The organism is Nocardiopsis changdeensis (genome assembly GCF_018316655.1).
GTDB lineage: Bacteria > Actinomycetota > Actinomycetes > Streptosporangiales > Streptosporangiaceae > Nocardiopsis > Nocardiopsis changdeensis.
Window position 1 is genome coordinate 3,486,855 of the sequence record NZ_CP074133.1, and the last position, 17,216, is coordinate 3,504,070.

At 74.9% G+C, this 17,216-nt stretch carries 20 protein-coding genes; 9 read left to right on the forward strand and 11 right to left on the reverse strand.

What is annotated here, in order from left to right; translation table 11 throughout:
• Window positions 1-53: 53 nt before the first annotated feature.
• Complete coding sequence (locus tag KGD84_RS15795) at window positions 54-944, reverse strand: NAD(P)-dependent oxidoreductase (protein WP_220561149.1); 891 nt, start codon at window positions 942-944, stop codon at window positions 54-56.
• A 134-nt stretch (window positions 945-1,078) separates the two neighbouring features.
• Here KGD84_RS15795 and KGD84_RS15800 point away from each other — a divergent pair, with 134 nt between their 5' ends.
• Entirely contained in the window at window positions 1,079-1,402 is a 324-nt protein-coding gene (locus KGD84_RS15800) for a winged helix-turn-helix transcriptional regulator (RefSeq protein ID WP_220561151.1), read from the forward strand.
• A 51-nt stretch (window positions 1,403-1,453) separates the two neighbouring features.
• Here KGD84_RS15800 and KGD84_RS15805 read toward each other — a convergent pair whose 3' ends face one another.
• The 3 genes from KGD84_RS15805 to KGD84_RS15815 form a co-directional block, all read right to left on the reverse strand.
• On the reverse strand, window positions 1,454-1,996 hold the full coding sequence (locus tag KGD84_RS15805; protein ID WP_220565782.1) for a sugar O-acetyltransferase: 543 nt from the start codon (window positions 1,994-1,996) through the stop codon (window positions 1,454-1,456).
• Window positions 1,997-2,130: 134 nt separating this feature from the next.
• Window positions 2,131-3,300 (reverse strand): acyltransferase family protein, encoded by a 1,170-nt coding sequence (locus tag KGD84_RS15810; RefSeq protein ID WP_220561153.1) that lies wholly within the window; start codon window positions 3,298-3,300, stop codon window positions 2,131-2,133.
• A gap of 33 nt (window positions 3,301-3,333) precedes the next feature.
• A complete protein-coding gene (locus KGD84_RS15815) occupies window positions 3,334-3,954 on the reverse strand; it encodes a TetR/AcrR family transcriptional regulator (RefSeq protein WP_220561155.1) in 621 nt (206 codons plus the stop codon).
• Between the two features lie 128 nt (window positions 3,955-4,082).
• Between KGD84_RS15815 and KGD84_RS15820 the strand changes: the two genes are divergently transcribed.
• Both KGD84_RS15820 and KGD84_RS15825 read left to right on the forward strand, forming a co-directional pair.
• Window positions 4,083-4,700, forward strand: coding sequence for a class I SAM-dependent methyltransferase (locus tag KGD84_RS15820; protein WP_220561157.1), 618 nt, complete (start codon window positions 4,083-4,085; stop codon window positions 4,698-4,700).
• A gap of 229 nt (window positions 4,701-4,929) precedes the next feature.
• Entirely contained in the window at window positions 4,930-5,661 is a 732-nt protein-coding gene (locus tag KGD84_RS15825) for a hypothetical protein (RefSeq protein WP_220561159.1), read from the forward strand.
• 84 nt (window positions 5,662-5,745) lie between these two features.
• Here the strand turns inward: KGD84_RS15825 and KGD84_RS15830 are convergent, their stop codons facing one another.
• On the reverse strand, window positions 5,746-6,795 hold the full coding sequence (locus tag KGD84_RS15830; RefSeq protein ID WP_220561161.1) for a saccharopine dehydrogenase NADP-binding domain-containing protein: 1,050 nt from the start codon (window positions 6,793-6,795) through the stop codon (window positions 5,746-5,748).
• 72 nt (window positions 6,796-6,867) lie between these two features.
• Between KGD84_RS15830 and KGD84_RS15835 the strand changes: the two genes are divergently transcribed.
• Window positions 6,868-7,824: a GlxA family transcriptional regulator gene (locus tag KGD84_RS15835; protein WP_220561163.1), complete on the forward strand. Its 957-nt coding sequence runs from the start codon at window positions 6,868-6,870 to the stop codon at window positions 7,822-7,824.
• Between the two features lie 55 nt (window positions 7,825-7,879).
• Here the strand turns inward: KGD84_RS15835 and KGD84_RS15840 are convergent, their stop codons facing one another.
• The gene (locus KGD84_RS15840) at window positions 7,880-10,147 is read right to left on the reverse strand and encodes an ATP-binding cassette domain-containing protein (protein WP_220561165.1); all 2,268 of its coding nucleotides are present in this window, start codon (window positions 10,145-10,147) and stop codon (window positions 7,880-7,882) included.
• A 70-nt stretch (window positions 10,148-10,217) separates the two neighbouring features.
• Here KGD84_RS15840 and KGD84_RS15845 point away from each other — a divergent pair, with 70 nt between their 5' ends.
• Entirely contained in the window at window positions 10,218-11,030 is an 813-nt protein-coding gene (locus KGD84_RS15845; RefSeq protein ID WP_220561168.1) for a TetR/AcrR family transcriptional regulator, read from the forward strand.
• Here KGD84_RS15845 and KGD84_RS15850 read toward each other — a convergent pair.
• Entirely contained in the window at window positions 11,019-11,858 is an 840-nt protein-coding gene (locus KGD84_RS15850) for an alpha/beta fold hydrolase (RefSeq protein WP_220561170.1), read from the reverse strand. The genes KGD84_RS15845 and KGD84_RS15850 overlap by 12 nt on opposite strands.
• 136 nt (window positions 11,859-11,994) lie before the next feature.
• Here KGD84_RS15850 and KGD84_RS15855 point away from each other — a divergent pair, with 136 nt between their 5' ends.
• Entirely contained in the window at window positions 11,995-12,330 is a 336-nt protein-coding gene (locus KGD84_RS15855) for a hypothetical protein (RefSeq protein ID WP_220561172.1), read from the forward strand.
• Window positions 12,331-12,448: 118 nt separating this feature from the next.
• Window positions 12,449-12,805, forward strand: a complete 357-nt coding sequence (locus KGD84_RS15860; RefSeq protein WP_220561174.1) for a hypothetical protein — start codon at window positions 12,449-12,451, stop codon at window positions 12,803-12,805.
• On the opposite strand, the gene KGD84_RS15865 is transcribed toward KGD84_RS15860, so the two are convergent.
• The gene (locus KGD84_RS15865) at window positions 12,802-13,548 is read right to left on the reverse strand and encodes a class I SAM-dependent methyltransferase (protein ID WP_220561176.1); all 747 of its coding nucleotides are present in this window, start codon (window positions 13,546-13,548) and stop codon (window positions 12,802-12,804) included. The two genes, KGD84_RS15860 and KGD84_RS15865, sit on opposite strands and share 4 nt — an antisense overlap.
• Before the next feature lie 157 nt (window positions 13,549-13,705).
• On the opposite strand from KGD84_RS15865, the gene KGD84_RS15870 reads away from it, so the two are divergent.
• Complete coding sequence (locus tag KGD84_RS15870) at window positions 13,706-14,284, forward strand: TetR/AcrR family transcriptional regulator (protein ID WP_220561179.1); 579 nt, start codon at window positions 13,706-13,708, stop codon at window positions 14,282-14,284.
• A 9-nt stretch (window positions 14,285-14,293) separates the two neighbouring features.
• A complete protein-coding gene (locus tag KGD84_RS15875) occupies window positions 14,294-15,454 on the forward strand; it encodes a GDSL-type esterase/lipase family protein (protein ID WP_220561181.1) in 1,161 nt (386 codons plus the stop codon).
• Here the strand turns inward: KGD84_RS15875 and KGD84_RS15880 are convergent.
• From KGD84_RS15880 to KGD84_RS15890, 3 genes are read right to left on the reverse strand one after another with little or no spacing between them, the layout of a single operon-like run.
• Window positions 15,451-15,924: a MerR family transcriptional regulator gene (locus KGD84_RS15880; protein ID WP_220561184.1), complete on the reverse strand. Its 474-nt coding sequence runs from the start codon at window positions 15,922-15,924 to the stop codon at window positions 15,451-15,453. The two genes, KGD84_RS15875 and KGD84_RS15880, sit on opposite strands and share 4 nt — an antisense overlap.
• 9 nt (window positions 15,925-15,933) lie before the next feature.
• Window positions 15,934-16,800, reverse strand: coding sequence for an SDR family NAD(P)-dependent oxidoreductase (locus KGD84_RS15885; protein WP_220561186.1), 867 nt, complete (start codon window positions 16,798-16,800; stop codon window positions 15,934-15,936).
• A gap of 54 nt (window positions 16,801-16,854) precedes the next feature.
• The gene (locus tag KGD84_RS15890; RefSeq protein WP_220561188.1) at window positions 16,855-17,190 is read right to left on the reverse strand and encodes an ArsR/SmtB family transcription factor; all 336 of its coding nucleotides are present in this window, start codon (window positions 17,188-17,190) and stop codon (window positions 16,855-16,857) included.
• Window positions 17,191-17,216: the final 26 nt, after the last annotated feature.

A 17,216-nucleotide genomic window follows, 5' to 3' on the forward strand; every position in this document is an offset into this window, starting at 1 on the left:
GGCCGACCGACCCCGTCCCCCGGTGGCGCCACACCGGGGGGCGGTCACCTTCGTCAGGACACCGGCTCGGGCCGCCGGAGCAGCTCGTACAGCGCCGCGATGCTCCGGTCGCCGAGCCCCTGCGCGACGGCCCGTTCGAGCAGTTCGTCCATGGCCTCGCGCCAGGCGGTGTCCACGCCGGCCTCCCGCGCCGCGTGGGCGGCCTCGGGGATCCCCGCGTGGAAGGTCGCCACCGTGGAGACCGGATCGGAGTAGTCGCCGGAGTCGATCTCCCGCGCGAACAGGGGCAGGACCGAGGCGATCATCTCCAGCCATCTGACGGAGTAGGGCACCAACGCCGCCGCCTCCAGCCCCCGCTCGCGCATCAGGGCCGCCCCCTCGAAGAAGCCGAGGAGGGCCGGCAGCAGCGGGACGCCCACCGCCGTCTCGTACAGGGCGGCCAGGTCGGGCTCGGACCCCAGGTGGACGGTGTCGCCGCCCAGGACCCGCAGGACCGGCTCATGCTCCTCGAACACCTCGCGGTCGCCGCCGTAGTACAGCAGGGTGTCCGCTCCCCCGACCGCGGTGGGCACGTCCTTGACCGCGCCGTCCAGGAACCGGGCGCCGTGCCCGGCCGCCCACCGCGCCATCCGCCGCGCCCCCGCCGGGGCGCCGGAGTTGAGGGTGACCAGGGTGCGCCCCCGCAGCCCGGAGGCGGCCGGGCCCAGCGCCGCGAGCGTGGCGTCGTAGGTGCTCAGGCACGCGATGACCAGCGGGCTCGCCGCGACCGCCGCCGCGACCGACCCGGCGGCCCCGGCCCCCTCGGACACCAGCGCGGCCGCCTTGCCGGGGCTGCGGTTCCACACCGTCGTCGGATGGCCCGCGCGGACGAACGCCCGCGCCAGCGCCGAGCCCATGAGCCCGAGTCCGATGACGGTCACCGCCGTGCGCCGCTCTTTCGCCATGTCGTTCTCCCCGTCCTCGAAGGAATCCCCGGGCCTGCGCCCGGGTCCGCTCCCATGCTGGTCGGGGTACGAACATTTCTTCAAGTACCGATATTTTTATCGGGTACCGGCATTTTTATCAGTGAGGAGGGGCGATGGGCGGGCGGACCTACATCTGCGGGCTCGACGCGGCGATGCACGCCATGGGGGGCAAGTGGAAGGCCCTCATCCTGTGGTGGCTCCAGGAGAGGCCGCTCCGGTTCGGGGAGCTGCGCCGCACGGTCGAGGGCATCAGCGAACGGGTGCTCATCCTCCAGCTGCGCGAACTGGAGGCGCACGGGCTGGTGCACCGGCACGTCCACGAACAGGTCCCGCCCCGGGTGGAGTACTCCCTCACCGACTTCGGGCGCTCCCTCGTCCCCGCGCTGAACGCGCTGGGGGCCTGGGGGGAGGAGAACATGGACCGCCTCCAGGGGTGAGGGGCCCGCCCGCGGGCGGGCCCCTCACCGCGGCCCGTCACAGCGGGGTGCTCAGGACTCGGGGTCGATCTCGCGGATCACCCGGGCCGGGTTGCCCACCGCGACCACGTTGGCGGGCAGGTCGCGGCTGACCACCGCGCCCGCGCCCACCACCGTGTTCTCGCCGATGCTCACGCCCGGGCAGACGATGACGCCGCCGCCCAGCCACACGTTGTCGCCGATGGTGATGGGCTCGGCCGCCTCCCACTTGTCGCGGCGCGGCCCCGGCTCGATCGGGTGCGTGGGGGTGAGCAGCTGGACGTTGGGGCCGATCTGCACGTCCGCGCCGATCCGGATCGGGGCCACGTCCAGCATCACGGCCCCGCAGTTGACGAACGAGCGGGGGCCGATGGTGATGTGGTAGCCGAAGTCCACCCGCAGCGGCGGCCGGATCCAGGTGTCCTCGCCCAGCCCGCCCAGGAGTTCGGCGAGCGCCTCGCGGCGGGCGGGGTCGTCCGGCTCCATGGTGTTGTAGCGGTGCGCGAGCTTCTCCGCGCGGATCAGCTCGGCCTGGAGCTCGGGGTCGTCGGACCGGTAGAGCTCACCGGCGAGCATGCGTTCCTTCTGACTGGCCACACGGGTCCTTTCCCAGGGATGGTCGACCCCCGCACCCTAGCCGTCCCGCCTCCCCGCGGGCACCCGGAAAAAAAGGGGGGCCGCCCCGTGCGGGGCGGCCCCTCCGGATCAGGTCACAGGATCCTCTTGACGCCCGGGACCGCCCGGACCGCGGCGGCCAGTGCCCAGCAGCCGGGCACCGCCAGCGCGGACAGGGCCAGGAACTTCACCGCCGCGGGCGCCTCCCACCCGGCCAGCAGCACCCCGCCGGCGACCAGCACCAGCGGGTGCAGGACGTAGACGGCGAACGCGTTGGCGGACAGGAACCGGGAGAGGGGCCCGCCGCCGGCGACGAACCGGCGGAAGAACACCAGCAGCGCCAGGATGGTGCCCACCGACAGGAAGGTCTCCAGCACCATCAGGGCCAGCGCCTGCGGGGTGCCCGCCGCGGCCTCCGCGCCGCCCAGCGCCCCCTGGGCCGCGAAGAAGGCGACCAGGGCCGTCAGCGCCGTGCCCGCCCCGTACCACCCGGCCGCGCCGGGCAGGCGGGTGGCCCAGTTGCCGCGGAACGCGAGGATCCCGACCACGAACAGGGAGACGTACTGGGGCAGGTAGTTCGGGCTGGGCAGGCCCAGGACCGGCCAGTAGTAGGGGGCCGGGTTGACCCACCGCCACAGGAACGAGACCACGGCCAGCGCCAGGGTGAACCCCACCACCGGCCACAGCCAGCGCAGCCGCGCGTCGTCGGCCGGGCGGGGCTCCGGGGCCCGGCCGCGGTCCCGGCGCAGCCGCCGGACCAGCGCGTAGGCCAGGCCGAAGACCAGCAGCACCTCCACGAACCACATCGGGCCCGGGTCGTAGGCCACGATCGCGAACAGCCAGAACGGCATGTCGCCGGCCAGGCCCTGGGCCACCGCGTCCTGGTAGGGCGGGATCATCAGCAGCGGCCGCACCAGCAGCACGAACAGCAGGAAGGGCACCCCCAGGCGGACCAGGCGCTCGCGCACGAACCCGCGCACACCCCTGCGGTCCGCCGAACCGGGCGTGAAGTAGCCCGCCAGCAGGAAGAACAGGCCCATGAAGTAGGTCTGGTTGAGGACGATGAACAGGTCCAGCAGCCCGGCCGAGGCGTCCCCCACCGGTTCCAGGTAGAACCACACGGGGATGTTGCTGTAGGTCAGGGCCGCGTGGTGGAGCACGACCAGGATGGTCAGCGCCACCCGCAGGTTGTCGATGTAGTGCAGGCGGGTGCGGGGCCCGCCGCCGGGTCCGGCGGCGGTGCTGGGTGGGGCGTGCTGTGACATGGTGTCCTCGTCCAAGGGGATGGGGGGTACGGCTCAGTCGGGCCGCACCGCGCGTACCAACAGGTCTGCGAGCTCGCGGGCGTGGGCGAGCAGGTCGGTCTCGGGGCGGGAGATCCAGTAGCCGAACATCGCGTCGATGGCCGACTGCTGGGTGACCGCCATGACCCGGACGTCGAATTCGCGCAGCTCCCCGCGCGCCTGCCCCTCGCGGTAGAGCCCCTCCAGGGACTCGTACAGGGGCTCGGCGGCCACGGCGCCGTAGCGGGGGACCCCGTCGGCGCCGCGGTCGTGCACGAAGATCTCGGTGAGCGCGCGCAGCCGGTCCGGGTGGGCCAGGGCGTACTCGGCCACTCCCAGGACATGGGCGCGGACGACGTCGGTGGCGCTCTCCTGCTCGGCGAGCCGGGGCAGGAGCGTGTCGGCGATCTCGGTGTACACCGTGACGACCACTTGGTCCACCAGTTCGTCCTTTCCCGCGAAGTGGTAGGAGATGACTCCCTTGCTGACGCCCGCCGTGGCGGCGATCCGGGCCAGGGAGGCCTTCGGGAAGCCCACCTCGGCGATGGTCTCGACCGCCGCCGCGATGATCTGCTTCCGCCGGGCCTCCTCGATGAAGGACCTCTTCTGACCGCCCGTCTCATTTTTTGACCGCATGGCCAGAATCTAACACGGGCGGCCTGGAATCCATCGGGGATGCCCCTGAGCCGCCCCCGACCCGCCCCCGGGGTCCGGATGCGGAAAACCCCTCGCCCCGCATCGGCCGTGCGGCTAGCGTCCCCGGCATGGACACCGACCCCAAGGAGACCGTGCGGCGCGGCTACGACGCCCTGTCCCACCGCTACGACGAGGCCTTCGGCACCGATGCCAAGTACGGGCCGTGGATCGCCGACCTCCTGGGCCGGCTGCCCGGGCAGGCCGAGGTGCTGGACCTGGGCTGCGGCACCGGGGTGCCGGTGGTCCGCGACCTGGCCGCGGCCGGGCACCGGGTGCGCGGGGTGGACATCAGCGCGGTGCAGATCGCGCGGGCGCGCGCCCTGGTGCCCGCCGCCGCGTTCGCCCGGGCCGACATCGCCGCCCTGGACCTGCCCGGGGAATCCCTGGACGCGGTGGTGTGCCTGTACGCGCTCATCCACCTGCCCCTGGCCGAGCAGCCCGCGCTGCTGGGCCGGATCGGCCGGTGGCTGCGGCCGGGCGGGACCCTGCTGGCCACCACGGGGCACCGCGCCTGGACCGGGACGGACCCCGACTGGCTGGGAGGCGGCGTCCCCATGTGGTGGAGCCAGGCGGACGCCGCCCGCTACCGCGAGTGGATCACCGGGGCGGGGCTGGTGGTGGAGGCGGAGGAGTTCGTGCCCGAAGGGGAGGGCGGACACGCCCTGTTCCTCGCCCGCCGCCCCTGAACAGGGCCGTCGGGACACCCGCGCGGGGCGGGCGGGCTTGGAGGAACCGGTGGGGACGGAGTACCCTGGAGGTGTGGCGCCGTCCCGCGCCCAACCCCCGGTTCCGGCGCCCACGCCGCCGGCTGAGAGGGGGCAAAGGGGACCTGAGAGTCCTCGGGACGCCGGTCTGATGCGCCCTACCGGCGGGGTGGACGAGCGTGGGTCGTGCCGCCGTCGCCCAGGAGCCGTCATGACCAGGCACAAGTCCTTCAAGCAGCAGGTCCGCACCCGGATGGCCAAGACCGGGGAGAGCTACACCGCGGCCCGCGCCCACCTGCTCCCCGACGGGGCCCGCCCCGCGGCCGGGGAGGCCCCCGCACCCGCCGCCACGGCACCGGAGCCGGCCGCGCCCGCCGCCCCGGAGCAGACCACCGCGACCATGCGGGCCCGGGTGTCCTCCGACGCGGTGCGCGAGCGCACCGGGCGCGGCTACGACGAGTGGTTCGCCGTGCTGGACGCCTGGGGCGCCACCGGTCGCACCCACAAGGAGATCGCCGCCCACCTGGTCCGGGAGCGGGGCGTCGCGGGCTGGTGGGCGCAGTCGCTGACGGTCGCCTACGAGCAGGAGCGCGGGATGCGCGCCCCCGGCCAGCGCAAGGACGGCTACTCGGCCAACGCCTCCAAGACGGTGCGCGCGCCGGCGGAAGAGGTCTTCGCGGCGCTGTCGGAGAAGGACGTCCGCGAGCGGTGGCTGGCCGACGCCGACCTGACGGTGCGCTCGGACAACCCGCCCAAGCGGGTCACCGCCGACCTGGGCGACGGCACCCGGGTGGTCTTCTACCTCACCGCCAGGGACGCCGACCGGGTGTCGGTGGCGGTGGAGCAGTCCCGGCTGGCCGACCCGGACGCGGCCACCGGGGCCAAGGAGTTCTGGCGCGAGCGCCTGGGCCGCCTCAAGGACCTGGTGGAGCGGGATTCCTGACCTGTCCCCTCGCAGGTCCGGTGCGGCCGCCCGAGCGGGCGGCCGCACCGGGAACACGCGGTGCCGGGCCTCGGGGCCGCCGCCCTAGGGGACCGGGACCGCTGCGGGCAGGGTGAGGGCCAGGGGGTCGGGGGCCAGCGCCGACAGGAAGTCCGCGGCGTCGAACACCTCGCCCGGGGCCAGGGCCCCGACGGCGCGGACGCGCCCGTCCAGCAGGCGCACCACCGCCTCGGCCAGCAGCGGCGCGGTCACCGCGTAGATGTCCTGCCCCGAGGCGGTGGCCCGCCGCTCGGTCCCCTCCACCCGCACCCGCACGTCGACGGCGAACCGCTGGGCCGACCTGCCGGTGGCGTCGGCGGCCTCGGGGCCGGGCGTGGCCGGGTCGCGCAGCTCGGCCAGGGGCCCCTCGTTGAGGTAGGAGGTGATCCGGTCCGCGCCCAGGTGGCGGTGGAGCAGCACGATCTCGGAGAAGGGCAGGGGGACCGTCGCCTGGCGCCCCAGCGGCCCGGGGAAGTCCCAGTCGCGGCCGGCGGGCGCGACCTCCTCCAGCCGCACGAGCCGGCCCCCCTCGACGAGCAGGCGCGGGGCCGTGTTGCGCTCGCCGGTGACGCGCGTGCCCTCGGTGGGCCGCCACCCGTCCAGGCCCACGGCCACGGTGACCTCCTGCACCGGGTCGCCGCCGGCCGCGGCGGTGGCCAGCAGGTCGGCCAGCCCACCGTAGAACGCCATCGCGGGCAGCACCGCCACCCCCGCCGCCGCGGCGGACGCGGCGTGCTCGCGCAGGGTCGCCGCGGCGGCGGGCTGCTCGGCGGTCACGTCCAGGTAGTGGGCCCCGGCCGCGACGGCGGCCGCCGCCACCGGCCCGGCGGTGTCCAGGAAGGGGCCGGCGGCGTTGACCACCGCCGCGGCGCCCGCCACCGCCCGGCCCAGCGCCCGCGCGTCCGGGGCCGGGCGCACCTCCAGGCCGGGGTGGGCCGGGGCCAGGTCCGCGAGGCGGTCCGCGTTGCGCCCGGAGAGCACCGGCTCCAGCCCGCGCCGCAGCAGTTCGGCCACCACGAACCTGCCGGTGTGCCCGTAGGCCCCGTACACCACTACCCTGCCGCGCGCGGACCGATGAGTCGTCGAGGAGTTCATGACCCCTATCCTCGGGCCCGGCAGGCCCCACCGACCAGCGTCCGATCCGACGCCCTGCGTACACTTTCGGACATGCACACGGTCGGGATCGCCCTGCACGAGCACACCATGCCCTACGAGACGGCGATCGCCGCCGAGGTCTTCGGGGTGGACCGCTCCGACCTGTCCGCCGACGGCGACTGGTACCGGCTGAGCGCGCACACCGCCGACGGCGCCCCCGCCCCCCTGCTGCCGGGGGTGCCCGCCCGCCGCTGGGAGGACCTGGCCGCGGTGGACACCGTGGTCGTGCCCGCCTCCCACCGGCCGCTGGAGGAGCCCGACCCGGTGTTCCTGGCGGCGCTGCGCGCCGCCCACGCCGCCGGGCGGCGGGTGGTCTCGCTGTGCACGGGGGCGTTCGTACTGGCCGCCGCGGGGCTGCTGGACGGCCTTGCGGCCACCACGCACTGGATGCACGCCGGTGAGCTGGCCCGCCGCCACCCGCGCGTGGACGTGCGCGCCGACGTCCTGTACACCGACGGCGGGCGGGTGCTGACCGCCGCGGGCAAGACGGCGGCGCTGGACCTGTGCCTGCACGTGGTGCGCACCGACCACGGGGCCGCCGCGGCCAACGGGCTGGCCCGGCGCCTGGTCGCACCGGCCCACCGGCCGGGCGGGCAGGCCCAGTTCATCGCCCCGCCCGCCGTGCCGCGCACCCGCGACGGGCTGGGCGAGGCCCTGGAGTGGGCCCGCGCCCGGCTGGACCGGCCGCTGACCGTGGCCGACCTGGCCCGCCGGGCGGGGCTGAGCCCGCGGCAGCTGGCCCGGCGCATGCACGCCGAGGCCGGGGCGTCCCCGCTGGAGTGGCTGCACCGCCAGCGCGTGGGCCTGGCCCGGGAGCTGCTGGAGGGCACCGACGCGAGCGTGGAGCAGATCGCCGCCCGCTGCGGCATGGGCACGGCCGCCACGCTGCGCCGCCACTTCCACCGCGCCGTCGGGGTGAGCCCCCTGGCCTACCGCTCGGCCTTCCGCTCCCTGCACCCCTCCCGCTGACCCGCCCGCCGCGGGGAGCGCGGCGGGCGGGCCGGCGGCACCGCCGCCCGCCGGGTCAGCGGCCCAGGTAGGTGCGCAGGTGGCGGGCGGTCAGGGTGTCGCCCTTCTCGACCAGCTCGGCCGGGGAGCCCTCGAACACCACCCGGCCGCCCTCGTGCCCGGCGCCCGGGCCCAGGTCGATGATGTGGTCGGCGTGCGCCATCACCGCCTGGTGGTGCTCGATCACGATCACCGTGTTGCCGTCGTCCACCAGCCGGTCCAGCAGCGCCAGCAGCCGGTCCACGTCGGCCAGGTGCAGGCCGGTGGTGGGCTCGTCCATCACGTACACCGCGCCCTGGCGGGCCATGGAGATCGCCAGCTTCAGCCGCTGGCGCTCGCCGCCCGACAGGGTGGTCAGCGGCTGGCCCAGGCCCAGGTAGCCCAGGCCCACGTCGTGCAGCCGGTCCAGGATGACCCGGGCGTTGCCGGAGGCGAAGAAGTCCCGGGCCTCCACCACCGACATGGCCAGCACCTGGCTGATGTCCTTGCCGCGCAGGGTGTGGGCCAGCACCTCGGGGCGGAACCGCTTGCCCTCGCACTGCTCGCAGGTGGTGGCCACCCCGGCCATCATCGCCAGGTCGGTGTAGATGACCCCGGCGCCCTTGCACTCGGGGCAGGCGCCCTCGGAGTTGGCGCTGAACAGCGCCGCCTTGACCCCGTTGGCGCGGGCGAAGGCGGTGCGGATCGGGTCCAGCAGCCCGGTGTAGGTGGCGGGGTTGGAGCGCCGCGACCCCTTGATCGGCGACTGGTCGACCACCACCACGCCCTCGCGGCCCGGCAGCGCCCCGTGGATCAGCGAGCTCTTGCCCGACCCGGCGACCCCGGTGACCACGGTGAGCACCCCCAGGGGGATGTCCACGCTGACGTCCTTGAGGTTGTGGGAGGTGGCGCCGGTGATGGACAGCACTCCGCGGCCGGTGCGCACGTCCTCGCGCAGCCGCGCCCGGTGGTCCAGGTGGTCGCCGGTGAGGGTGCCCGAGGCGCGCAGGCCCGCCACGTCGCCGGTGTAGGTGATGCGCCCGCCCGCGGGGCCGGCGCCCGGTCCCAGGTCCACCACGTGGTCGGCCAGGGAGATGGTCTCGGGCTTGTGCTCGACCACCAGGACGGTGTTGCCCTTGTCGCGCAGGCTCAGCAGGAGGTTGTTCATCCGCTCGATGTCGTGCGGGTGCAGGCCGATGGTGGGCTCGTCGAACACGTAGGTGACGTCGCTGAGGCTGGAGCCCAGGTGGCGGACCATCTTCACCCGCTGGGACTCCCCTCCCGACAGGGTGCCCGACTCCCGGTCCAGGCTCAGGTAGCCCAGGCCGACCTCCACCAGGGAGTCCAGGGTGTGGCCCAGCCCGTCCAGCAGCGGCTTGACCGAGGGCTCGTCCAGGGCGCGCACGAACGCGGCCAGGTCGTCGATCTGCATCGCCGAGCACTCGGTGATGCTGCGCCCGGCGACCTTCACCGACCGGGCGGCGGCGTTGAGGCGGGTGCCCTCGCACTCGGGGCAGGTGGAGAAGGTGACGGCGCGGTCGACGAACGCGCGCAGCCCCGCCTGCATCTTCTCGCGGTCCTTGGACAGGTAGGTGCGCTTGATCTTGGGGACCAGGCCCTCATAGCTGATGTTGTTGGTGCCGACCTTGACCTTGGTGACCGGGTGGTACAGGAAGGTCTCGCGCTCCTGCTCGGTGTAGTCGCGCACCTTCTTGTCCGGGTCCAGCAGGCCGGAGCCCGCGAAGACCTGCCAGTACCAGGTGCCCACCCCGTAGCCGGGGGCGGTGATGGCCCCCTCGTTCAGGGACAGGTCGGCGTCGACCAGTTCGCCGATGTCGATGGCGTTGACCCGGCCCAGGCCCTCGCACTCGGGGCACATGCCCTCGGCGTTGTTGAAGCTGAACGCGCTGGAGGGCTCCAGGCGGGGGGTGCCCACGCGGCTGAAGACCACGCGCAGCATGGCGGCCGCGTCGGTGGCGGTGCCCACGGTGGACCGGGAGTTGGCGCCCATGCGCTCCTGGTCGACGATGATCGCGGCGCTGAGGTTGCGCAGCGCGTCCACCTCGGGGCGGCCGACGTTGGGCATGAACGACTGGATGAAGGTCGTGTAGGTCTCGTTGATGAGCCGCTGGGACTCCGCGGCGATGGTCCCGAAGACCAGGGAGGACTTGCCGGAGCCGGACAGGCCGGTGAAGACGGTCAGGCGGCGCTTGGGGATGTCGACGTCGACCCCCGCCAGGTTGTTCTCCCTGGCACCGCGGACCTGGATGGTGTCGTGGCCGTCGGCCGGATGCTCGGTTCGCACGCTGTTCTCCAGGTTTCCTTATGCGATAAACTCTCAGACCGATCGAGTTTATGCCATAAGGAGGACATTCGTGGTCGTGTACCCCGGGCGCGGAGACGCACGCCGCACGATGTCCCTGCTGTGGCGCTCCCCGGCCGGGGCGGCCCCCGCCCCGGCCGCGGGCCGCCGGCCCGAGCTCACCGTGGACCTGGTGGTGGCCACCGCCGTGGAGGTGGCCGACGCCGAGGGCATGGAGGCGCTGTCCATGCGGGCGGTCGGGGAGCGCCTGGGCCGCACCGCCATGTCCCTGTACACCTACGTGGCCAGCAAGAACGAACTCGTCGAGCTGATGTACGACCACGTCTTCGGCGAGCCCGCCGACGCCGCGGAGGCCGACCGCTCCCCCGGCTGGCGCGCCGCGACCGAGGCCTGGGCCGTGCGGCTGTGGGACTTCTACCTGCGCCACCCCTGGACCCTGGAGGTCTCCACCGCCCGCCCGGTGCTGGGCCCCAACGAGTACCGGCTCTTCGAGTCGCTGGCGGCGGTGCTGCACCGGGCGGGCCTGCCCCCGGCGCGCATCCGCACCGCCTACGGGACCCTGTTCAACCTGGTGCGCGGCCAGGTGCAGGTCGCCGCCGAGGCCCGCCGGGCGGGTGCGGTCACCGGGATCCCCGAGGACGTGTGGTGGCACGAGCGGTCGGGCCTGCTGGACGAGGTCGCCCCGGACTTCGGCGCGCGCTTCCCCACCCTGACCGCGATGGCGCAGGCGGGGGCGTTCGCCAACGGGGACGAGTCCGAGCCCTACCTGGAGCAGGAGGCCCGCGAGACGTTCCGGGCGGGGCTGGCCTCCGTCCTGGACTCCCTGGAGTCGCAGCTGGAGGTCCCGGAGCGCTCAGGCGCGTAGGAAGTCCAGCACCGCGGGGCCCTGCCCGATGACGGCGTGCCCGACGCCGGGTAGCACGGTGACCTCGGCGTGCGGGACGTGGGCGCGCAGCCGCCGCGCGGTGTCCGCCGAGTCGAGCATCAGGTCCCTGTCACCCACGACCGCCATCACCGGCATGTCCAGGGAGCACAGGTCGGCGTCGGAGAACACGGGCAGGGTCTCGGTGCGCGGCCGGAACTCCCCGAAGGCGGCGGCGACCTCCTCCACCAGCGGCGCGTACCGGGGGTCGTGCAGCCCCAGGACGGCGCGCACCGAGCGGAGCCTGCCCCACCGGCCGAAGGGGGTCCAGGCCAGGGCCGGGGCCAGCCGCAGCGGGGTCTGGCGGCCGATGCCGCCGGGGCACACCAGCGCCAGCCGCTCGACCCGGCCGGGGCGGCGGACGGCGTGGTCCAGGGCGGCCCACCCGCCCAGGGACATCCCGACGAAGGCCGCCCGGGACAGGCCGAGCCCGTCCATGACGTCGTCCAGCCACAGGGCGACGGCGTCGGAGCCCAGGGCGGGGCGCGCGGGGGCGCTCAGCCCGGGCTCGCCGACCAGGTCCACGGCGTACATCCGCAGGTGCCGCGACCAGGTGGGGGCGTCGCCCGCCCACACCGCGGAGTTGGCCCCCGAGCCGTGCAGCAGCACCACGGGCGGCGCGTCGCGCGGGCCGCAGACCAGGACGAACGTCTCGCCCTCCCGGGTGGGCAGGCGCACCCGCTCGGCGGGTACCGGCCAGGCGTCCAGCGCCTCCAGGTACCGCCGCCGGACCTCCCGCTCCCCGGCCTCGGACCGGTAGATGGCGTTCATCGGAACTCCCTTTCCTTCCCTACCACTCCCCACTGGAGTGCTTTTTTGTACTCTAAACCTCCCTTTCGGGGGGAGTCAAAGGGAATGTTGGGGAGTAGTGGCCACGGCTGTCGCACCCCTGGCCGATACTCACCCCATGACGACCAAGGCATGGAACGAGAGCGGGCGGACGGTCCACGCCCCCACCCCCCGGGACGTGGACACGATGGTGGCGGGCCTGGAGGCGGGCAACGAGTTCCTCATCGTCGAACGCGCCGACGACCACTACGTGCAGGTGCTGTGGAGGCATCGGGAGGGCAGGTACCAGCTCGAGTACCGCGACGGCGGCCCGACCGAGCACCACCGCACGTACACCGAGTCCCCCGAGGAGGTCGTCACCGCGATGTCGGGCTGGCTCACCGGCGCCCCCGCCTGGCGCGAGCCCTTCACGTGGGAGGACATCTCCCACTACTTCACCGGCGACGGCTCCTGAGCCCGGACCGCGGCCAGGGGCGGCGCGGACCCGCCCGCGGTGCCGGCCTGCGAAAACCGGGTGCGCGGCCCGGGCGGCGGGACTATCGTCGACCGGGCCCGCACCGAGGAGGGACCCCATGAGCGCCGACCGGCCCCGCACCTTCGAGATCCTCGTCCCCGGCTTCGCCACCGGCGAGGAGGCCCTGGCACAGGGCGAGGCCGTCGCCCGCCTGCTGTGCCCCGAACCCGAGCACGACGGCCCCTGCCCGATCCCCTGGAGCACGGGCGCGCGCCTGGAAGAGGAGGAGCCCGACCCCGTGGGCACCGGCCACACCGTCGTCGCCGGGGTGTACGCCACCGCCGGCGCGGCCCGCGCGGCGGCCGAGCGGATCGGGGAGACCCTGGGCCGGCCGGCCCACCTGGTGGAGGTGCCCGCGCGGGAGTACCCCGACCTCGCCGAGCAGTACCGCATCGAACGCGGCCTGGAGCCCTAGGGCACCTCGGCCGCCACGAACAGGAAGTTCGGCATCCGGACGTACGCTCCGACGCCCGGATCCGCCGCCACCGCCCCGCGCGCCGCGTCCGGGTCCAGCCCCGGCTCGGCGACCTCGCGCAGCCGCAGCCCCAGGGCGGCGACCTCGTTCAGGTACGCCGACAGCGGCCGGTGGAAGTCCGGCGCGGCGGGGCCGTGCACCACGTACTCCTCCAGGTAGCGGTCCTGCCGGTACTCGCCGTGCCGGCGCCAGCTCCCGGCCAGCCCCTCGAAGGCCGGGTGCACGATCCCGAAGACGAACAGCCCGCCCGGCCGCAGCGCCCGCGCGCAGGCCGCCATCGCGGGCCGCCAGTCGGGGACGGCCATCAGCACCATGCTGCACACCACTGCGTCGAACGGCCCGCCCGGGACGGGCGTCCGGGCCAGGTCCCCCTGGACGTACTCCACCCCCAGGGGGTCGCTCTCCTCCCGCTCCCGGGCGAAGGCGACCATCGCCCCGGCGGGCTCCAGGCCCACCACCCGCGCCCCGCGCGCGGCCAGCATCCGGCTCAGGTAGCCGTCGCCGCTGCCCGCGTCCAGGACCCGCAGCCCCGACACCGGCCCGAGCATCCGCAGCAGGGCCGGATTGGCCAGGTGCCGTTTGGCGAAGTCGCCGTCCCGGCCGTGCGCCTCCATGGCCTCCCGGGTGGCGGAGGCGTCCCACCGCGCGATCGCGGCCTCGTCGGTCCATTTCCGAGGGTCCATTCGCCGAACCTATGCTCCGGCCCGGCCCGTGGGAAGGGCCCCGCGCGGCCGCGCGGGCGGACGGCGTGAGCGGGATCGCATTCCTTACAGGAATCCAGCGATTTCCTAAACCCTTTAGGCATATGTAGGGTCGCTGTAGCCGAAAAGGGAGGTCACGATGGCACGCGCCGGGCTCAGCACCGGACTCCTCGTCCGGGCGGGGGCCGACCTCGCCGACGAGGCCGGGTTCGAGCACGTCACCCTCTCCGAGGTCGCCCGCCGGTTCGACGTCAAGGTCGCGAGCCTGTACTCGCACCTGAAGAACTCCCACGACCTCAAGACCCGGATCGCCCTGCTGGCCCTGGAGGAGCTCGCGGACCGGGCCGCCGACGCCCTGGCCGGGCGCTCGGGCAGGGACGCCCTGGCCGCCCTGGCGGACGTCTACCGCGACTACGCCCGCGAGCACCCCGGCCGCTACGACGCCACCCGGTTCCGGCTAGACGCCGCCACCGCGGCCGCCGGCGCCGGCCCCCGGCACGCCAGGATGACCCGGGCCGTCCTGCGCGGCTACGACCTGCCCGGCGCCGAGGAGACCCACGCCGTCCGGCTGCTGGGCGCCACCCTGCACGGCTACGTGAGCCTGGAGATGGGCGGGGGCTTCGACCACAGCGCCCCCGACACCGAGGCGACCTGGTCGCGCACCATCGACGCCCTCGACTCCCTGCTGCGGAACTGGCCCGCACCCGACCACCACTAGGAACCCGCCATGGACCCCGTCACCACCCCGGTCACCGCCGACCTGCTGCGCGGAGCCGTCGAGATCCGGCCCACCGACCACGGCCCCCGCCCCATGCGCCTGCCCCGGCGGGCCCTGGCCCAGGCGCCCGACCCGATGATGGACCACATCGCCGCCCAGACCTCCGGCGTCCGCCTGGCCCTGCGCACCCGCGCCACCGTCGTCGAACTCGACGCCCTGCCCACCAAGCGCACCTTCACCGGCGCCCCGCCGCGCCCCGCCGGGGTCTACGACCTGCTCGTGGACGGGCGCCTCACCGCCCAGGGGCACGTCGACGGCGGGGACACCCTGGTCATCGACATGGCCACCGGTGCCGTCGAGCACCGCCGCGGCCCGGTCGGGACCGTCCGCTTCACCGGCCTGCCCGACCGGGACAAGGACGTGGAGATCTGGCTGCCGCACAACGAGGCCACCATCCCCGTCGCCCTGCGCACCGACGCCCCCGTGGCCCCCGCGCCCGCCGGCGGGCGGCGCGTCTGGCTGCACCACGGCAGCTCCATCAGCCACGGCTCGGACGCCGCGGGCCCCACCGCCACCTGGCCCGCCGTCGCCGCGCTGCGCGCCGGGGTCGACCTGGTCAACCTGGGCCTGAGCGGCAACGCCATGGTGGACCCCTTCACCGCCCGCACCCTGCGCGAGGTCCCCGCGGACGCGATCAGCGTCAAGCTCGGCATCAACGTCGTCAACCAGGACGCCCTGCACCGGCGCGCCTTCGGCCCGGCCGTGCACGGGTTCCTGGACACCGTCCGCGAGGGCCACCCGGACACGCCGCTGCTGGTGGTCTCCCCGATCCACTGCGCCATCCACGAGGAGGTCCCCGGGCCCACGCAGATGGACATGTCCGCCCTCGCCGAGGGCCGACTGTCCTACCGGGCCGGGGGCGACGCGGCCGCGCGCGCGGCCGGGCGGCTCGCGCTCGCCGACATCCGCGGCGAGCTGGCCCGCATCGTCGCCGACCGGGCGGCCGACGACCCGCACCTGCACTACCTGGACGGCCTGGAGCTGTACGGGGAGGCGGACGCGGCCGAGCTGCCCCTGCCCGACTCCCTGCACCCGGACACCGCGGCGCACCGCCGCATCGGCGAGCGGTTCGCCGACCTGGCCCTGGGCGCCGGCGGCCCCCTGGCCTAGACCCCCTCGGGGCCGGCCGCTCCCCCGTAGGTCGCGATCTTGTAGTCGATCGCGGCCAGGGACAGGGCCAGTCCACGCATCCGGCGGCGGGTGGCCTCGCGGTGCTCGAGCAGCATGGACAGCCGCTCGGGCACCGTGTGCTCCCCGGCGTCGACCAGCTCCACGTAGCGGCGCAGGTCGCGCACCGCCATCCCGGACAGCCGCATCCGGGTCAGGAACACCAGGCGCCGCACCGCCCCGGCGTCGTACACCCGGTGCCCGCCGGCGTCGCGGGCCACCCGGACCAGCCCCACGCGCTCGTAGTAGCGCAGCGTGTGCGGGGACAGCTCCAGCCGGTCCGCGACCTCGGCGATCGTCATCGGCCCGGCGGCGACGGCCGGGTCGGTGAGCCGGTGGATCGCCTCGACCGACGGCGGGGCGCCGTCCTCCAGGGCGGCCAGGGCCCGGTTCATCAGCTCATCGGTGGCCATGGCGCCAGACTAGACCGGCCGGACCGAGGCCGGCACCCCGGCGAAGTCGGCGTCGCGGGCGGTCCCGGCCCACCGCTCCAGCTCGGCCAGGCCGCGCCGGTGGGCCGCGCCCAGGCGTTCGACGGCCTCGCGGCCCAGCGGCAGCCGCAGCGGCACCTCCCCGCCGCGCACCAGGGACACGATGATCCCGGCCGCGCGCCCGGGGTCGCCCTCCTGACGGCCGTCCGCCCCCGCCATGTCGGCGCGCACCGCCGCGAGCACGTCGCGGTAGACCGCCGAGTCGGCGGCGAACTCCAGCACGTCGGCGCCGTTGAACCCGGTCCGGAACCGGCTGGGCTCCACCAGCATCACCCGCACCCCGAACGGCGCGACCTCCCCGGCCAGGGACTCCGACCAGCCCTCCAGGGCGAACTTGGACGCGGAGTAGGCCGACACCCCGGGGAAGGAGATCCGCCCGCCCTGGCTGCTCATCTGCACGATCGTCCCCGCGCCGCGGGCGCGCATGGCGGGCAGCACGGCGCGGACCAGGGCGGCGGGGCCGAACAGGTGCAGGTCCATCAGCTCGCGCAGCGGGCCGTCGCCGACCTCCTCGGCCGCTCCGACCACGGCCCGCCCCGCGTTGTTGACCAGCACGTCGATGCTCCCGAACCGGTCCAGGACCGCCCGGGCCAGGGACGGGGCGGCAGCGGTGTCGCGGACGTCGTGGGCCAGGGCCAGGAAGCGGTCGGGGTGCCCGGCGGCCAGGTCGGCGACGCCGCCGGGGTCGCGCACGGCGGCCGCCACGCGCTCGCCCGCGGCCAGGGCCGCCTCCGCCAGGGCGCGCCCCAGGCCGCGGGAGGCGCCGGTGATGATCCAAGTGTTCGGTGTCGTCGTCATGCGCGGGACGCTAGGCCTTCGAGCGCGCTCGAACGCAAACCCGCGCGGCGGACCTCACCGGGCGGCGGCCCGCTCCGCCCGGTCCGCGGCCACGACCGACTCCAGCAGGCCGGGGAAGGCGGCGTCGATCTCCCGGCGGCGCAGCGTGTTCATCCGCGAGGTGCCCTCGTAGTACTGGCGGATGAGCCCGGCCTCGCGCAGCACCCGGAAGTGGTGGGTGGCGGTGGACTTGCCGACGGGCAGGTCGAAGCCGCCGCAGGCGACCTCGGCCGGGGCGTCGTAGAGCTGCTCGACGATGCTGCGCCGCACCGGGTCCACCAGCGCCTCCAGGAGCCGCTGCAGGGTGAGGGCCGCGACGTCGGGGTGCGGGGGGATCCGCTCGGTGTGCATGCGGCCATTGTACGAGCGGGATCGAA

What these genes read in the sequence shown, in the direction of transcription:
- KGD84_RS15795 (WP_220561149.1), bottom strand. Translation starts at nt 944, where the DNA reads ATGGCGAAAGAGCGGCGCACGGCGGTGACCGTCATCGGACTCGGGCTC.
- KGD84_RS15800 (WP_220561151.1), top strand. Translation starts at nt 1,079, where the DNA reads ATGGGCGGGCGGACCTACATCTGCGGGCTCGACGCGGCGATGCACGCC.
- KGD84_RS15805 (WP_220565782.1), bottom strand. Translation starts at nt 1,996, where the DNA reads ATGCTCGCCGGTGAGCTCTACCGGTCCGACGACCCCGAGCTCCAGGCC.
- KGD84_RS15810 (WP_220561153.1), bottom strand. Translation starts at nt 3,300, where the DNA reads ATGTCACAGCACGCCCCACCCAGCACCGCCGCCGGACCCGGCGGCGGG.
- KGD84_RS15815 (WP_220561155.1), bottom strand. Translation starts at nt 3,954, where the DNA reads ATGCGGTCAAAAAATGAGACGGGCGGTCAGAAGAGGTCCTTCATCGAG.
- KGD84_RS15820 (WP_220561157.1), top strand. Translation starts at nt 4,083, where the DNA reads ATGGACACCGACCCCAAGGAGACCGTGCGGCGCGGCTACGACGCCCTG.
- KGD84_RS15825 (WP_220561159.1), top strand. Translation starts at nt 4,930, where the DNA reads ATGACCAGGCACAAGTCCTTCAAGCAGCAGGTCCGCACCCGGATGGCC.
- KGD84_RS15830 (WP_220561161.1), bottom strand. Translation starts at nt 6,795, where the DNA reads ATGAACTCCTCGACGACTCATCGGTCCGCGCGCGGCAGGGTAGTGGTG.
- KGD84_RS15835 (WP_220561163.1), top strand. Translation starts at nt 6,868, where the DNA reads ATGCACACGGTCGGGATCGCCCTGCACGAGCACACCATGCCCTACGAG.
- KGD84_RS15850 (WP_220561170.1), bottom strand. Translation starts at nt 11,858, where the DNA reads ATGAACGCCATCTACCGGTCCGAGGCCGGGGAGCGGGAGGTCCGGCGG.
- KGD84_RS15855 (WP_220561172.1), top strand. Translation starts at nt 11,995, where the DNA reads ATGACGACCAAGGCATGGAACGAGAGCGGGCGGACGGTCCACGCCCCC.
- KGD84_RS15860 (WP_220561174.1), top strand. Translation starts at nt 12,449, where the DNA reads ATGAGCGCCGACCGGCCCCGCACCTTCGAGATCCTCGTCCCCGGCTTC.
- KGD84_RS15865 (WP_220561176.1), bottom strand. Translation starts at nt 13,548, where the DNA reads ATGGACCCTCGGAAATGGACCGACGAGGCCGCGATCGCGCGGTGGGAC.
- KGD84_RS15870 (WP_220561179.1), top strand. Translation starts at nt 13,706, where the DNA reads ATGGCACGCGCCGGGCTCAGCACCGGACTCCTCGTCCGGGCGGGGGCC.
- KGD84_RS15875 (WP_220561181.1), top strand. Translation starts at nt 14,294, where the DNA reads ATGGACCCCGTCACCACCCCGGTCACCGCCGACCTGCTGCGCGGAGCC.
- KGD84_RS15880 (WP_220561184.1), bottom strand. Translation starts at nt 15,924, where the DNA reads ATGGCCACCGATGAGCTGATGAACCGGGCCCTGGCCGCCCTGGAGGAC.
- KGD84_RS15885 (WP_220561186.1), bottom strand. Translation starts at nt 16,800, where the DNA reads ATGACGACGACACCGAACACTTGGATCATCACCGGCGCCTCCCGCGGC.
- KGD84_RS15890 (WP_220561188.1), bottom strand. Translation starts at nt 17,190, where the DNA reads ATGCACACCGAGCGGATCCCCCCGCACCCCGACGTCGCGGCCCTCACC.